The sequence below is a fragment of the Persicirhabdus sediminis genome, assembly GCF_016595495.1.
GTDB lineage: Bacteria > Verrucomicrobiota > Verrucomicrobiia > Verrucomicrobiales > Akkermansiaceae > Persicirhabdus > Persicirhabdus sediminis.
In genome coordinates this window covers 146,583-162,153 of record NZ_JAENIM010000045.1, presented here as the reverse complement: position 1 = coordinate 162,153, position 15,571 = coordinate 146,583, and the positions used below count along the sequence as shown (strand labels likewise).

Below are 15,571 nucleotides of genomic sequence, written 5' to 3'. Positions count from 1 at the left end.
ATTATGCATTTAGAAATTTTGAGTTTGCGGATTCATCGGTGAGGTTGAGACCGAAATCACTGGAATAATGGGATTCTGGGCAGATCAGAATGGAGAATTGCCCGTCTCTGATGGACTCGAATTGATGGTGGTTTTGGCGAAATTGGTTTTCGTAGATTTGCACAGTGTAGCGCTGGAGTCCGCGCATGAGCTGGCGGTGTAGCGGGATCGCTTCGTTGCGCAGTTGCTCGATCAATTTTAGGGCATCATTATCGACGGGAATAATGATCGATATTTGTTGGTTCTCGATGAGGTGGAACTTGTCCGCTGCTGTGCGGTACTGGGTCAGTAGAGGTAGTTTTTTGTCTTCTGTGTATTGAAAATCAGACAGGATGTTTTTGGCGTCCCATTGGTCTTTTTGTTGATAGAAGTACTTATGGAAGTAGGCCTGCACGGCAGCTGTGGAAAGTGGGTCGCCTTTGTGCAAATCGAGGATTTCATGGCCTACATTGGCGGTTTGTGAAAAGTAGCGCTCCGCTGCGCTGTGTTCGGAATGGAAGACATGGGTTTGCCCTTTGTTAGTGAGTTTGCCTTCACGGTTACAACGACCAGCTGCTTGGGCGATAGAGTCGAGCCCTGCCATTGAGCGGTAGACGAGTGGGAAATCTACATCGACGCCAGCTTCGATGAGCTGGGTGGAAATGAGACGCACAGGGAGTCCATCTGTGAGGCGCTGGCGAACGGTGTTGAGGATTTGCAGCCGATGCTGTGGGCACATCAAAGTAGAGAGGTGAAAGTTTTCATCGGTATCAGTTAGGAGCTCAAATATGGCTCTAGCATGCTTGCGGGTATTGACGATGCAGAGCGCTTGTTTAGCGGCGTTAATTTCAGCTGCGATGGTGTGGTCATCTAGCTGCCCGCGGTAGCGTACGTCGACGCGGCTGAGTTCTTTGAACAGCTTTTCTGGCTCATTAATGATTTCAGTAGAATTTGCAAAACCGATAGGGAAGTCGGGCGAACTGGCAACCGTTGGCTGGGTGGCAGTACAGAGTACAGCTGTGGTATTGTAATGCTCGGTGAGCTCTCGTAGAGCTCGGATGCATGGTGTTAGGTAGTTGATTGGAAGGCATTGAGCTTCGTCTAGAATGACCACCGAGTTGGCAATGTTATGTAGTTTTCGGCAACGGGAAGTCTTTGCTGCGTATAGTGATTCATAGAATTGAACGGCGGTGGTGACAATAATGGGAGCGTCCCAGTTTTCAGCGGCTAGGCGAGATGTTTCAGATTGTTTACTTTCAATTTCTGGTGCTAAGTTAGAGTGGTGCTCAAGGACGACGTCACTACCAAGTGAGGAAAGTAGTTTGCGGAAAACATGGGCGTTTTGCTCGATGATAGAGGTGAAGGGGATGACGTAGATAATGCGCTGTTTGTTATGTGCGAGAGCGTGCCGAAGGGCAAAGTTCAAGGAAGACAGGGTTTTCCCTCCGCCCGTAGGCACGGTGAGAGTGAAGATGCCGGAAGGTAAGCTGGAAGCTTGGGTGCAATCGGCTACCACCGTGGCCCGGGCTGCTGCGACTTTATCACCATGAGGTGGTGTGCCAAATGCTTGAATCTTGCGCTCTAATAGCTCTAGTGCTATAGAAAAGACATGCGCCTGATTTGTTGGGCGAAGGGCCGATTGCTGTGGGTTCATGAAGCTTTCAGTAGCTAGGAAATCAGCGTCGACGAGGCAGGAAAATAACATTCGTTGATAGAATGCGAATGCGAAATTGACGGACTCTCTGTCAGCTAACTGAGTGAGAAATTTGGGCAGGGCTGGAATGGTTAGTTTGGCGATTTCATCTGGCAGCTGGATGCAGGGGAGCTGATCTCCAAATGATTTATTAAGACGTTTTTCAAAGCAGGCGTGTGATTCGTGGCGAGCGTCTAATAATCCAGCGTGGTGCCCAGCAATCGCAGTGGCTATAAAGTGCCCTAGAGGTGAATCTGCAATAGCTTGTTTGGCTCCTGCTGTGGTGTGGTCAATTTTTTCAAGAATTTCATCGTGGTGTGGATCTGATGCCAGTTTGAGGTATTGTTGAAATTCTTCGGAGAACTTCCCAATGTCGTGCAAGATGCCAGCGAGGTAGCCCCATTTTTGGATCGTTTCTCGGTCTGCTCCAGCTGGAAACATGTTGCTAGAGAACTGACTGGAAAGGTATGCTACTTTGTTCAAGTGACCGTGCTTTGGGGTTAGAGAATTACAATGCGGGCAAGCATGTTGTCTCTCTGAGTCTAGCTCGTTGACGCTTGAGCAAGCGGTAGTAGGGTCATTCGCTGTAGGGGGGCCAAATGGGGTGAATAGCGGTTCCCAATGCTCCTGAGGAGATGTATCTCCGTTGGCTAGCTTGGCTGTATGGGCGTAGAATGTGGAGGTTTCTAGCATGAAAAGATGTTTTAGTTGATAGATTAGATTTGTGAATAATTAAATCGAAAAGTGTAGATTTGATAGTTGTATGTGAATGACTTTATCAGACAGGGTGGGACATTTATGGGGCGAGGTTCATTTTTGTTGGGGGTAAAAAAAATGCGCGCATGGAGAGTCATGCGCGCATCTGGGGGATTTGATTGATTTTCAGGATGTTACTCAGCTGATTTGGCGGTGATTCTGAGGAAGACTTTGTCTTCGCTTGTGTTTGTTAGTGTGATGGTGGCTTGCTCTTGGTTATTGGCTAGCTGGCTGGTGCTGACTGAGTAGTCCGTGCCTTCGGTGATGATTTGCCAGTTGGTTAGATCAGTGGATGTGCTGACCTGCCAGATGATGCGTTGGTCGTCACTGCGCACGAGTGAAAACGTGGGCAAGTTAGTGTCATCTGCTAGGCCGCTTTGGATGGCTGGGCCAATGGGGTCAGCTGGATCAGAGGCAAAGGCGTAGGCACCAAAGGCATTGCCAGCCCAGCCGCTTACTGGCTCGTCTGGCAGGATGCTACCGGCGCTGCCATAGTATTGGATTTCCCACAGGTCGCCTAGCTGGTTATTGCCGTGATCATTGCCGTAGAGATAGTAAATTTCTGACCATGAGGTTTTGTTATTGTGCAGATCTCTAGCTCTGACGCGGTAGCTGTAGTCGAGTGTTGGGTCGATGTTAGTATCGGTGTAATAAGGGCTAGTTTGCCAGTCGCTAGACGTGCCGTTACCTGAGAGTTCGCGGAATTTGTATTCTACTGGGCCACTTTGATCGTAGGCAATGGTTGCTTGCATCCAGATGCTGTCATCGCCAAGCCACTGCGGCTTGCCGGTAAATGCCATGGGGTTGGTGCTTGGTGGTGTGGAATCGTTAGATGTATCACTTGGCGTTGGTGCGGCGGTTGAGCGGCTGGAGTTGAGCATGTTTGTTAGCGCTAGGTGCATGGCAGCAATGCGGTCAGCTTGGCTGGCATCATTGATGAGGTTGTTGGCCTCTGTTGGATCCACGTTAAGCTGATAGAGGTCTTTAGGCGTATGCGGAGATGCTTTTTCGGCGACGAGTTTCCAGCCGTCAATGATGATGGCGCGGTGGGCGCTTTCTGGGTCAAGGCTATCATCAATAAAACGGGTTCCGAGGTAGCTGACTGACTCACGGAATTCTGGCTGGTTAGCTGGTGAGGCTGAGTTAAGCACGCTGAGGAAGCTGACTGAGTCGAGCCCTTGGTCTTCGCCTTGCACGTTATCTACCAACTCGGAGAGTGTTTGGTAGATGTCGAGGATGCTGGTTAACTGAGGCGCTGTGGTGGCGGGTTTGATAGGTGAGTTAGCGGTGGATCCATCGCCCCATTTGACGATGAATGGCACACGGTGACCGCCTTCATAGATGGTGGCTTTGTAGCCGCGCAGTCCTTCGTTAGAATCGTGTGTGCTTTTTTGAACTGCAGGTTTGAGGCCGCCGTTGTCGCTGGTGAAGATGATGAGGGTGTCTTCTAGCAATCCTCTATCAGCTAGGGCTTGTTCAATTTTCCCGTAGGCAACATCGATTTCAAGTAGCATGTCAGCGTGGTCGCCATCGCCAGTTTCTCCAGCTACTTTTGTGCCGAGGAAATCAATAGGAGGCGTGTGGGGAACGTGTACTGCCTGCGCGCAGTAGTGGATGAAGAATGGGGTGTCGGTATTGTTAGTGAGGTTGTCACTGTGGTGGCGGTCGATGAAGTCGATGGTTTTTTGCGTAAGAATCGGTCCGACTTCGTTAGTTTTCCACGATGGCATCCCATAGCTTTCCACTGAGCCGAAGATCTGCGATGAGCCATTGTCGTTGGCGTAATTGTCGCCCTCCCAGTAGATGAAGTCTTTGGTGGGGTCATTAGGATCTGTTGGGTTTTCTTCAGGGACCACAAAGTCGTTTTCAAAGAACATGTACGGGCCACCTTGGATGCCGCCGTAGGTGAGGTAGCTGTAGTCAAATCCCTGCTGGCTGAGGCCAGTGTAAAGCTGGCGGGTGAAGTCGGCGGCAAAGAAGTCGAATATATCGGCTGGTTTATTTGGGTTGTAGTGTGGGTTTGCTTTGTCCCAGTTAGTGATCTCAGCTGGGTCGTTAGCATTTGGTTCTTTGGGCCACACACGCCCGCCGAGGTGCACTTTGCCAAACATGGCGGTGTGGTAGCCGACTTCATTGAGCACAACGGCGATAGATTTCTGACCGCTGAGGAATTGTGACCCTTTATTGAAGTGCCAGCTGCCGCCTTCTGCGCTTCCTCGCCACGGGTAGTTTCCAGCTAGAATGCAGTAACGGTTAGGTGCGCAGAGTCCAGCTGGCGTGCTGGCATTGGTAAAGACCATGCCCTGATCGGCCAGTTTCTCAAGGTTTGGCAGCTCTGGCGGAAGTGCTGCGCCTGGATTGTTGGTGTGGTTGTTGTAGGTGCGGATGTCGCCCACGCCCATATCATCGGCGAAGAAAATTAGAATGTTAGGGCGGCTGGCGGCCATGCAGATCTGGCTAGCTATGAGGCCGCAGTGGAGTAGGCCCAGCGCCATGAGTGAAGTTTTCATTGGTCGTTAGAAGTGTGTGATGATGTAAAAATCTATATGGGTCGTATAGATTTCTATTCAAATGAGTTTGCAGGGATTTGAAGAAAAATGAAGAGAAAAATTCGTTTGTCAGACATTAGCGATCTCTCTGGTTATAAATGGCATAGATGTTTCGTTTTAGTTGATCCGGGTTGTTAGTTTTGGGCGAAAAAAATGCCAGGCTCACACGATGGTGAGCCTGGCTGGGAGCGTTTTTTTTCAGCTGTAGCCGCTGAAATAAGCTGATTATTCTGCTGGGTTGGTGATAGGTGTGGTCGTTTTTGCTTGGTTGATACCAGCTGAGTTGAATGCGTCTACAGCAAAGAAGTAGTCGACTCCTACGGTGAGTGCATTGATTTGGCATTTTTGCTCACCGCGGATGATGTAGCTGTTATAAAGTTTATCTGGGGCGATGCCGTAGCGTACGACGTATCCTTCAGCGTTTTCGGCTGTGCTATCCCAAGTGATGGTAACATTTCGCGCGTCGTTGACATCGCGGATTGCCTTGATGTTAGCTGGTAGCGCAGGTGCTTCGCCAGGGCCGAATCCGAAGATGCGAAAATCTCTGATAGAGAAGTTGGCGCGGTAGGGAGTTTCGATTTCACGGATTTTGAAATACCTAGCGGTGACTGGCTTGCTGAGCTCCATGTAATCGTGTGGATGGTCACCAATGCCAGCTGAGCGATCTACTGTGGTGTGCCATGTTTTGCCATCATTAGAGTGCTCGATGGTATAGCGGAAGTTGCCCGATCTATCATGTTTTACGGAGTCAGCTTTGTATTCTCCATGGTTTACCTGAATAGCGTGCACTTCAGCAGGCGCCTCGAGGTCAACTTGCAGCCAGTTGCCGGTAAAGCTATTTTGATTGGCGCTGGCGGGTAGCTGGATGGCAAGTTTGGCAGTGGCGCCACCTACATGTTCATAGTGTTCGAGGCGTAGTTTGTATTGTTGGCCAGCTATGAGATCTATGGATCCCACGGTGAGTCTAGGCCCGTGGTTAGACCAGTCGTTAGCGACGAGCTTGTCATCAACAAACAAGCGGATGCCGTCGTCGCCAGTGAGCAGGAAGTCGTGTGAGCCATCGCAGGTGGCGGTGTAGGTTCCCGTCCAGCGGCATGAGAATCCATCAGCTGGTAATTCTGGGGCAGGGCTAGCATCCCAGTGGAAATTGATTTCGGCGTCTTGGCGTTGTAGTGCTGGCTTGCCTTCGAGCTTCATGTTAGTGAAGTATTCACCTTTCCAGCTGCCTTCTACGAGGTCTTTGCCGGTGATGATTGTGCCAGCTTGGTTAGCTGATTCGGCAGTGGACCAGATGGTTTTCATGTCTTCGTCGAAGGCTAACTCGACTGGAGTATTTGGGTGGCTAGATGAGGCTGTAGCTGGTTTGCCATAGCTGAGTAGCATCCATCCTTTGAGGTTGTTAGTGGAGGCGTCACCATTGTCTTCGCCGGGTAAATACTGCGGTAGGCAGGAAAGGTAGGTATCGGTGAACATGACGTCGTCCTTATCGAAGCCCGCGCGGAACATGTTGATGCGGCGCTCAAACAAGGCGAGGTTAGAAATGACGGTGGTGTCTACCCGCCACTGCATGCCATCTTTGTAGATGAACTCGGCGCCGTGGCCAGCTCCAGGCGCGTGGCCTGTGGCTTTCATGGAAATTGGGTTGTAGTCAAGGTGTTGGAAATTTCCTAGCGGGCTATCGCTAACAGCTCCGCCGTCAGCATAGCTAACCCAGCCAGTGCCTGGAGCGCTGACTTGCATGTAGTACTTGTCATTGTGTTTGGTCATCCACACACCTTCAGTCCACGGTGTTTTGCCTGGGCTGTCGTCGCTGCGGCCAAGTGTATGATCGTCGCCGGAGCCTTCCCAACCACGGTTAGCTACATCGTGGGTGAAGAGAAATTTCGGCTCGCCAATTTCCGCAAAGTTGTTGTTAGGATCAAGTTCTACACCCCAAATTTTCCAACATCCCCAGTACATATAGACGCGGTTATCGTCGTCTACCAGAAAGGCAGGATCGACGACTTTGCGCATGGGACCGACTCTTTCCCAGATGCCAGCTTTGGCGTCTTTAGCGCGGTAGAGGTTTTCCTCACGGCACACCATGTAATAGAGCTCGCCATTGTAGACCATGCTGGCTGGAGCATATTCTTCGATGGCTAGCTCAGGCATGCCTTTAGGTTCTATCAGCTGCCAATCTTTCATGTCAGGGGAAACATAATATCCACCGCATTTGGAGGCGAAGAGGTAGTAGTTTCCCTCGAAGAATGTGACTACGGGATCAGCTGCCTGCCGCCATCTGTTATTGTCGAATCGATAGTTGATATCGATGGGGTTACAGAAGGTTTTCATCTCAGACCTTGGCTTGACTCCAGTGTCTGCCGCTAGGCATAGGAATGGCTGAGAGATGGTGAGAAGACATGTGCAAATGGCAGCTGATCTCATGGATGGTGTTATTTTATCTTGATTGGTTTGGTATTGACGATTTTGGCTGATGACTCAGCCAGTTCTAGCAAGTATTCTCCGCTAGAGACTTCGAATTGTTTTGCCGAATCATTCCAGTAGGCTAGCTCTGAGGAGTTGAATTCTAGAGTGACTGGGCGTGTTTCACCTGGTTTGATTTTAGCCACTCGGGAGAAAGCTTTGAGCCTGCGCTTTGGATTATTCTCAGAAAGGTTATCTCTAACGTATAGTTGAACTACTTTGTCACCGATTCGGTTGCCTGTATTGGTAACATCGAAGCTTACCAGGATATTACTGTTTTTGTCGTACAGGTCTTTCGCTAAATCGAAATTATCTAATTTAAACTCGGTGTAGCTGAGACCGTGACCAAACGCAAAAAGCGGTTCGTGCTTGAAGTGCATGTAAGTGCGGCCGTTAGATACTTTGTAATCATCGAATGCAGGAAGGTCATTCCAGCTTTTGGCGAAGGTGATAGGTAGGCAGCCAGCTGGATTGTTATCGCCAAAAATAGTTTCGGCAATGGCATCGCCACCGCGCTCACCTGGATACCAAGCTTCGAGAATTGCGGGAGCATTATCAGCTAACCATTGGCTTTCTACCGAGCTGCCATTTTCTAGCACAACGATGGTGTTGGGGTTGGCTGCTAGAACTTCTTTGAGCACATTGATTTGGTCATCCGGAAGCCCTGGAGCGGAACGGTCTTTGCCTTCGCCCTCAAAGGCTGTGGTCATGCCCATGATGGCGATAACGGCATCGGCTGATTGGGCGGCTTCCAATTCAGATCCAGCATCAGAGCTTTGCTCACCAGGTAAGACCCAAGCGATTTTGACACGATCATTGATTTGATCTGATTTGAATTTGACGACAATTTCGGTAGCTTTGTTAGCCTCTAGAGCAACGGGAACGATTTGTTTTCTTTCCTTAGCATTGAGGTACCAATCACTCATGACACGCTGGCCGTCGAGGTCGACCGTTAGGCCGCCGGTGTAGGTGAGTTCAATGAGGTACTGGCCAGCTTTTGGTGGCATCAAAGTGGTTGTCCAGATGGCTGAGTATTGTGGAGATTTGATCTCGGTGCGTGGGCCAAAATCTTTGTTCCAGCTGATATCCATACTTTTTTCCCAGTATTCTAGCTGCGGTTTGCCGCTGTAGTTTTCGTTAGCAAAAACTTGGGATCTCCAGCTAGGCACACCGTCAGGTCCTAGCAGACTAATGAATTCCTGTAGAATGGGTTCAGCTGTAACCTTTTTATCCCATTTGACGAAGTCAACGGAGACATCATGCTTTTGCAGGTAGTTGCGCAATCCATTGAGCGCGGTGACGGGAGTTTTGCTGAAGCCAGAGTAGTTGCCATAGTTTACCTTGTCTGCGTTAGGTCCAATGATGGCTACTTTTTTCAGCTGGCTGGCATCTAGGGGAAGTAGTTTTTTGCCCTCTTTGTTAGCTCGGTTTTGTAGCAGGACCATGCTTTGTCTAGCGGCTTCCATGCTGAGCTCTTTGTGAGGCTCTGAGGCGACGACGGAAAATGGGATTTTGGTGAATGGGACCATTTCGTCGGGGTCGAACTCACCTAGCTCGAAGCGGGCTAACAGGCAGCGGCGGACGGCATCGTCGACGCGTTCCATGGAGACTTTTTCTAGCTCGATAGCTTCTTTGAGGTGGTTTTCATAGACTGGTGAGAAGACGTCATAATCGAGGCCAGCATTCATGCACAGCCATGCTGATTCCACTTTATTTTTGGCGTATCCGTGGCCTTTATGGGCAGCCCAGCTTTCACCTTCAATCATCCAGAGTGGGGAACCAAAATCTGGTAGAGTAAAACCAGTGAATCCCCAGTCACCTTTCAATACATCATTTTGCAGCCAGCTGTTAGCTACGCAGGGCACACCATTGAGGGCATTGTAGGCCGTCATGATACTGCGTGATTTTCCTTCGGTTACAGCAGCTTTAAAGGCAGGCAAATAATATTCTCGCAGGTCTTTTTCTGAGATCTGTGGGTCAGCGCTGAAGCGGTTGTGTTCTTCGTTATTGGCAACAAAATGTTTTGGAGCACAAACGACTTTGAGGTATTTTTCGTGTTCACCTTGCATGCCTTGGACGTAGGCGGCGGCAAATTGGCTGAGCATGAATGGATCTTCACTGTAGGTTTCTTGGGTGCGTCCCCAGCGCGGGTCACGTGCGATGTTGATGTCTGGCGCCATGAGGAAAAGGGGGGCTTTTTTTCCCCAGTTTTCCGCAGTGCCGTGGTGGTACATGGCGCGAATTTCATCACTGATGACGTTGCCAATTTGTTTGACTAAGGGTGGATTCCAAGTGGCTCCCAGACCAATGCATTGGGGAAATACAGTAGCTGGCTGGCGCACTGGGCCAACGTAGCCGTGTAAGGCTTCGCCGCAGATCTGATAGCCTATATCGAGTCGGTCTAATCTTTTTCTGCTGTGACTAACAGTGAGTATTTTCTCCTCTAATGTCATTTTTTGAACAAGGTCGTCGACGCGTTGTTCAAAGCTTAAGGAGGTATCTAGATAGTCATTTTGCGCTGTAACTGTTTGGGTGATGCTAAAGCAGATGATAGATGCTGCTTGAAGCATGGGCTTGCGGATGCGACGGGGTACTCGAGAGGGGGCGATTTGTGTGTTTTTCATATTATAAGTCTGAGTTTATATAGAGATATATTACATTTCTTCTAGGGTCATGCCTTTTGTTTCAGACACCCATTTCCATACGAAGATGATAGAGATGAATGAGAAGATACTGTAGAGGCTGTAGGCACCGCTGAGGCCGATGTTAGCCAGCAGGATAGGGAAGGTCATGGTGACGGTGAAGTTGGCTACCCACTGGGTGAAGCCGGTGACAGCGAGTGCTGCGCCGCGGAATTTATTGGGGAACATTTCTCCTAACATAATCCACATGACTGGCCCCCATGAGATGCCAAAGCCGACGAGGAAGAGGTTGGCGGCGATGAGTGCGATGGTGCCTTCTGTGTTGCCTAGCACGAGATCGCCATTAGCGGCGACGTCGGCTGAGTTGAAGATGAAGGCCATGACGCCGAGGAAGATGGCCATGATGGTGGAGCCGGCGATGAGTAGTGGTTTGCGGCCCCATTTATCTACGTAGAAGGTGGCTACGAGTGTGGAGCCAACATTAACGGCACCGCCGATGACGTTGATGAGCAGCGCTTTGCTTTCGGTAAATCCAGCTGCCTGCCAGAGCACGCTGCCGTAGTAGAAGATGACGTTGATGCCGACGAGCTGTTGGAATATAGATAGGCCGATGCCGATCCAGAGCACGGGGTGAATGCGGCCTTTGATTTTGTCGAAGAGGTCTGCCATGCTAGGTTTGTGGCCAGCTGCTAGAGTGCTTTCAATTTCTTCGAGTTTTTCTTGGGAATCATCGGCGTGGCTGAGTTTGGCGAGTACGGATTTGGCTTTGTTAATTTTGCCAGCGGCGACGAGGTAGCGCGGTGACTCGGGGATGAAGAATAGTGAGATGAGAAATAGGCCAGCTGGGATGAGCTCGATCCAGAACATCCACTGCCAAGCTTCGAAGCCGAAGGCGAATGTGGATTTGGCGCCGCCGGCGCTGTTAGCGATGAGGTAGTTGCTGAAGAATGAGAAGAACAGGCCGAGGACGATGGCGACTTGTTGGAGCGAGGCGAGTTTGCCACGGATCTGGGCGGGGGCGATCTCGCTGATGTAGGCTGGGCAGAGCACGCTGGCAGCACCTACGGCGAGCCCGCCGATGACACGATAGACGACAAATTCCGCCGATGAGCTGGAGATGCCAGATCCCCATGCGCTGAGCATGAAGAGCAGGGCGGTGGCAAACATGATAGAGCGGCGACCAAATTTATCTGCTAGGTTGCCAGCAATGAAGGCGCCAGCAGCACAGCCTAGCAGCATGGAGGAGACGTTGAAACCTGAGCCAACTGAGTCGCTGCCAAATGTTTCTTGGAGCGCACTCACGGTGCCGTTAATGACGCCACTATCAAAACCAAAAAGGAAGCCGCCAATGGCAGCGACGCTACTGATGAGGTAAATGATGAATTTGTTATGTGGCTCTGGTTGAGATTCTATTTTTGCGTTCATAAGTATGGGCCTATTTGGCATGATGAGATTTGTTACCCTAGGCGTATGATTTCCCAAAACCAATGCTTTAGAGCTATGGAGCAATTATTTGATGAAAATGGACAAATGAAATGGCGGCTATTTAGTGGGTGATAGATGGTTAGTTCGCGGGTGATTTTTCTTTTTATCACGGCGGCTGCGGCACTGGCGGGTGATTATTTTCTGCTATTTCGATAGAATGTTTGATTTGAAGATTTGGTGGGCGAGCTAGTAGGCACAAAAAAATCACCTCGCAGCTGGGTGGCTACGAGGTGATAGAAAGTGGTTTTGTTAGCTGTGGGGGATCTAGCTGGTTTAGTTAGGCACCGATTTTTTCAGATGCGGCGATACCATTTTTGAGTAGTTCAGCTGGCCATTGGCCAGGCGCGGTTGGTTCATCGCCGAGGTATCCGTAGTTGAGCAATGAGCCGTGCTGGGCGTAGAGCAGGCGTGAGACGGGGGCGAGAGCGCCCATGCCCATGAATGCCATGGGACGGCGATTTTTTTGCAATATCTGTGTGCCGATGGTGAGGTCTTCGACTTCATGGTGGCGCACGGCGATTTTGACGATGTCGGCGTCTTCACCGAAGTCGACGATGCGCTGGAGCTCGGAGAGGTAGGGAGTTTTTTCGAAATTGTGGTATGAGAGCACGAGGCCGATGCCCTGGTTGCGCAGGTCTTTGGCGATGTCTTGCATGTCGCCGTAGGAGGCGAGCTCGATGTCTGCCCAGCTGGCAAATGGGGCGGCGGCGCTGAGTAGTGAGGCGCGTTCATCTGGTGTGAGGTCTGCCTCGCCACCTTCTGCGGCGCAGCGGGCGGTGATGAGAAGTGGGATGTCGCGGAAGCGCTCGAGCTCTACTTGCAGCAGGTCTTGGTGGCCGAGCATGGTTTCCAGCCGGATTTCGAGCAGGTCGCATTGTTTGGCCAGCTCACTGGGCTGCAGGCAGGCTAGCTGGTTGAGCGAGGCCACGGAGCCAACAGTAAGTGGTGAGGTGGGAATGCGTGTTTGTAGGCTGGCGGACATGCTCCAATGAAATAATTTGCCAGCTAGATTTGTCAATGCAGAGGTGTGATTGTGGGGTATTTCCTGCCAATTTCTTAGGCTGGATTGTAAATATCACCACTTTCCCCTTTTTCATTGGCTGAATTTGTAGCAGATTGGCCGCGCCCATTCAGGGTAGATGAAAAATGAAGAAAGCACTCGGCATAGGACTTGCAGGATTTGGCACCGTGGGAAGCGGTGTTTGGGAAACCTTGGAGAAAAATTCTGAGCTTATCCAGGCACGAACTGGCGTGCAGGTATCGATCAATCGCATTGCGGTGAGAGACCTGACCAAGGCTCGTGAAGGAGCGGCAGCTGAGCTCTTCACCACCGACTGGCAGGAAGTTGTCAATGACGACAGCGTGCAGATGGTAGTGGAGCTGATTGGTGGCACGACTACCGCATTTGACATCGTATCCAGCGCATTGAAGCTGGGTAAGCCAGTGGTGACTGGCAACAAAGCGCTGCTAGCTGAGCGTGGTGCCGAGCTATTTGAGCTCTCACGCCAGCACAATGCACCGATTTTATTTGAAGCGGCGATTGCTGGAGCGATTCCTATCGTCAAGGCGATCAAGGATTCATTTGCCGGTAACCGCATTGAATCCATGGCAGGTATCATTAATGGTACTTCTAACTACATCCTCGAGCGCATGACTGATGCTGGGCTGGACTACAAAGTAGCGCTGGCTGAAGCTCAGGAGCTCGGTTACGCGGAAGCAGACCCAACGCTCGACGTTAATGGCTGGGACGCCGCTCACAAGGCGATTCTGCTGACTTCTCTGGCTCATGGATTTGTCATCGATCCAGCTGATGTTTACGTTGACGGCATCGAGCAAGTGCGCGGCACTGACATCGCTTTCGCCAAAAACCTCGGTTATGTGGTGAAGCTGCTTTGCGTCATGCATACCCGCCCAGATGGTGCGGTGGAGCTGCGCACGCAGGCGTCATTTATTTCTCAGAAACACATCCTCTCAAGCGTCAATGGTGTCTTTAATGCCGTGGCGGTGACTGGTGATGCTGCTGGTGAATCATTATTCTACGGTCGCGGTGCCGGTAAAGGACCGACTGCTTCTTCAGTAGTGGGTGATATCATCGAGCTCGCTCAAGCAATGGGCCAAGGAAGCCAGCCAGCTGGATTCTTGCCATACAAACCAGACGGTGGCTTGCTGCCGATTGAAGAGACCGAAACACCTTATTATGTGCGTTTTGATGTCAGCGATCGCCCAGGCGTGGTAGCTGATATTGCCCAAGTGCTCGCGCAGCATGGCATTGGTATTTCAGGCACTCATTCTCCAGTAAACTCAGACGACCCGGATGCGGAGTTTGTAGACATGGTGTTCATGCTGCACACTTGCCCATGGGGTAAATTGCAGGCGACACTCAGCGAAGTTGAAAAACTCGACTGCATCAACTCAGCGCCAGTGGTGTTCCGCATCGAAGCGCTTTAATCCCTGCAGGATTGAAGAGAGAAGGGTGAAGAGAGAGGAGTGAATTCCTCTCTGATGAAACACTGAGAGCTCAGTAGTTCGGCCGCAGGTTTTGGAGTGCTGAGATCCTTCTCAGCTATAGCTCACAGATGTACTCAGCCTAGGAGATGAAGTAGGCAAAAACGAATTCCTCTCTGATGAAACCCTGATCGCTCAGTAGTTCGGCCGCAGGCTTTGGAGTGCTGAGATCCTTCTCAGCTATAGCTTACAGATGTACTCAGCCTACGAGATGAAGTAGGCAAAAACGAATTCCCGCAAGATGGAGCAGCCATGCTCGATGTTGTGGGAAATTTTTTTGGCCCCTTTTGAATAGATCCTCCGCATCTTAGTTTTCCGTTTGTGTAATGGCCAAATGACGTTTTCTGGTGCCCTTTCAGGGCTCGTGATCATTGGTGATTTTTCCCTCAGGGCTGAAGCCCTGAGCTTTGTTCTTTGCCGCTTTCAGCGCCAGCTGGAAATCACCCAGCTCAGATTGTCTGTCTGGGTATTTCTCGCTCTTGCAGAGCTGATATCTTTGTGCGTGGCGCGGTCCTATGCTTGCGTTGCGCCTTCGGTGCTGCCTAGAGCTCAGATTGTCTGTCTGGCTATTTCGTAGATAGTTTTGATTTCAGTTGGCTTTTATTGCAACTGGCTAGCTAGCCCGCAGGGCTTATGGATTTTAGCCGCGGGTCAGCGAGCCCAGCGAGTGCCACCCGTGGATCTCGTGTCCACAGTAGTCATTTCCCGAAGGGAAAATGGATGGGCAAGTTGGTCAGAAATCCCCAGAAAAAACCCGAGTTTAGCTGGCTGGAAATCCCGCTGATCATTGTAGCTACGATGATTGAGTTTGGTCAGGGTGAAAAATGCCGTGCATTTTTTTTCTGGCTATTTCGTAGATAGTTTTGATTTCAGCTGGTTTTTATCGCAACTGGCTAGCTAGTCCGCAGGGCTTATGGATTTTAGCCGCGGGTCAGCGAGCCTAGCGAGTGCCACCCGTGGATCTCGTGTCCACAGTAGTCATTTCCCGAAGGGAAAATGGATGGGCAAGTTGGTCAGAAATCCCCAGAAAAAACCGAGTTTAGCTGGCTGGAAATCCCGCTGATCATTGTAGCTACGATGATTGAGTTTGGTCAGGGTGAAAAATGCCGTGCATTTTTTTTACTGGCTAGCTAGCCCGCAGGGCTTATGGATTTTAGCCGCGGGGCAGCGAGCCCAGCGAGTGCCACCCGTGGATCTCGTGTTCACAGTAGTCATTTCCCGAAGGGAAAATGGATGGGCAAGTTGGTCAGAAATCCCCAGAAAAAACCCGAGTTTAGCTGGCTGGAAATCCCGCTGATCATTGTAGCTACGATGATTGAGTTTGGTCAGGGTGAAAAATGCCGTGCATTTTTTTTGAGGACAAGCATGGTCAGGCCTTCGGTATTTGCGCAGGTTTAGCTAGCTAGATGGATGGTTCTAGCTAATGGCACTCCATTTCCCCTCCGGGGAATGATCTAGCT

General features: G+C 50.6%; 10 protein-coding genes. 4 read left to right on the top strand and 6 right to left on the bottom strand.

Going from position 1 to position 15,571, the window contains the following annotated elements:
• Position 1: 1 nt before the first annotated feature.
• From cas3 to JIN82_RS15025, 6 genes are all read right to left on the bottom strand, one after another.
• Positions 2-2,404 carry a CRISPR-associated helicase Cas3' gene (gene cas3, locus JIN82_RS15050; protein WP_200312489.1) on the bottom strand — a complete coding sequence of 801 codons (2,403 nt, stop codon included), beginning with the start codon at positions 2,402-2,404 and terminating at the stop codon, positions 2-4.
• 197 nt (positions 2,405-2,601) lie between these two features.
• Complete coding sequence (locus JIN82_RS15045) at positions 2,602-4,977, bottom strand: sulfatase-like hydrolase/transferase (RefSeq protein ID WP_200312488.1); 2,376 nt, start codon at positions 4,975-4,977, stop codon at positions 2,602-2,604.
• A 264-nt stretch (positions 4,978-5,241) separates the two neighbouring features.
• Positions 5,242-7,347 (bottom strand): PA14 domain-containing protein, encoded by a 2,106-nt coding sequence (locus JIN82_RS15040; RefSeq protein ID WP_200312487.1) that lies wholly within the window; start codon positions 7,345-7,347, stop codon positions 5,242-5,244.
• A 101-nt stretch (positions 7,348-7,448) separates the two neighbouring features.
• Positions 7,449-10,103: a beta-glucosidase gene (locus tag JIN82_RS15035; protein WP_200312486.1), complete on the bottom strand. Its 2,655-nt coding sequence runs from the start codon at positions 10,101-10,103 to the stop codon at positions 7,449-7,451.
• A gap of 30 nt (positions 10,104-10,133) precedes the next feature.
• Positions 10,134-11,546 carry a sugar porter family MFS transporter gene (locus JIN82_RS15030; RefSeq protein ID WP_200312485.1) on the bottom strand — a complete coding sequence of 471 codons (1,413 nt, stop codon included), beginning with the start codon at positions 11,544-11,546 and terminating at the stop codon, positions 10,134-10,136.
• Between the two features lie 337 nt (positions 11,547-11,883).
• Entirely contained in the window at positions 11,884-12,588 is a 705-nt protein-coding gene (locus JIN82_RS15025; protein ID WP_200312484.1) for a type I 3-dehydroquinate dehydratase, read from the bottom strand.
• Positions 12,589-12,752: 164 nt separating this feature from the next.
• On the opposite strand from JIN82_RS15025, the gene JIN82_RS15020 reads away from it, so the two are divergent.
• The 4 genes from JIN82_RS15020 (at position 12,753) to JIN82_RS17375 (ending at position 15,509) form a co-directional block, all read left to right on the top strand.
• Positions 12,753-14,054 carry a homoserine dehydrogenase gene (locus JIN82_RS15020; protein WP_200312483.1) on the top strand — a complete coding sequence of 434 codons (1,302 nt, stop codon included), beginning with the start codon at positions 12,753-12,755 and terminating at the stop codon, positions 14,052-14,054.
• 690 nt (positions 14,055-14,744) lie between these two features.
• The gene (locus JIN82_RS17385) at positions 14,745-14,972 is read left to right on the top strand and encodes a hypothetical protein (RefSeq protein WP_234042080.1); all 228 of its coding nucleotides are present in this window, start codon (positions 14,745-14,747) and stop codon (positions 14,970-14,972) included.
• Positions 14,973-15,107: 135 nt separating this feature from the next.
• On the top strand, positions 15,108-15,245 hold the full coding sequence (locus tag JIN82_RS17380) for a hypothetical protein (protein WP_234042079.1): 138 nt from the start codon (positions 15,108-15,110) through the stop codon (positions 15,243-15,245).
• A gap of 12 nt (positions 15,246-15,257) precedes the next feature.
• Entirely contained in the window at positions 15,258-15,509 is a 252-nt protein-coding gene (locus JIN82_RS17375; protein WP_234042078.1) for a hypothetical protein, read from the top strand.
• Positions 15,510-15,571 lie beyond the last annotated feature (62 nt).

Coding starts and splice junctions, on each gene's coding strand:
- cas3 (WP_200312489.1), bottom strand. CDS start 2,404: ATGCTAGAAACCTCCACATTCTACGCCCATACAGCCAAGCTAGCCAAC.
- JIN82_RS15045 (WP_200312488.1), bottom strand. CDS start 4,977: ATGAAAACTTCACTCATGGCGCTGGGCCTACTCCACTGCGGCCTCATA.
- JIN82_RS15040 (WP_200312487.1), bottom strand. CDS start 7,347: ATGAAAACCTTCTGTAACCCCATCGATATCAACTATCGATTCGACAAT.
- JIN82_RS15035 (WP_200312486.1), bottom strand. CDS start 10,103: ATGAAAAACACACAAATCGCCCCCTCTCGAGTACCCCGTCGCATCCGC.
- JIN82_RS15030 (WP_200312485.1), bottom strand. CDS start 11,546: ATGAACGCAAAAATAGAATCTCAACCAGAGCCACATAACAAATTCATC.
- JIN82_RS15025 (WP_200312484.1), bottom strand. CDS start 12,588: ATGTCCGCCAGCCTACAAACACGCATTCCCACCTCACCACTTACTGTT.
- JIN82_RS15020 (WP_200312483.1), top strand. CDS start 12,753: ATGAAGAAAGCACTCGGCATAGGACTTGCAGGATTTGGCACCGTGGGA.
- JIN82_RS17385 (WP_234042080.1), top strand. CDS start 14,745: ATGGATTTTAGCCGCGGGTCAGCGAGCCCAGCGAGTGCCACCCGTGGA.
- JIN82_RS17380 (WP_234042079.1), top strand. CDS start 15,108: ATGGATGGGCAAGTTGGTCAGAAATCCCCAGAAAAAACCGAGTTTAGC.
- JIN82_RS17375 (WP_234042078.1), top strand. CDS start 15,258: ATGGATTTTAGCCGCGGGGCAGCGAGCCCAGCGAGTGCCACCCGTGGA.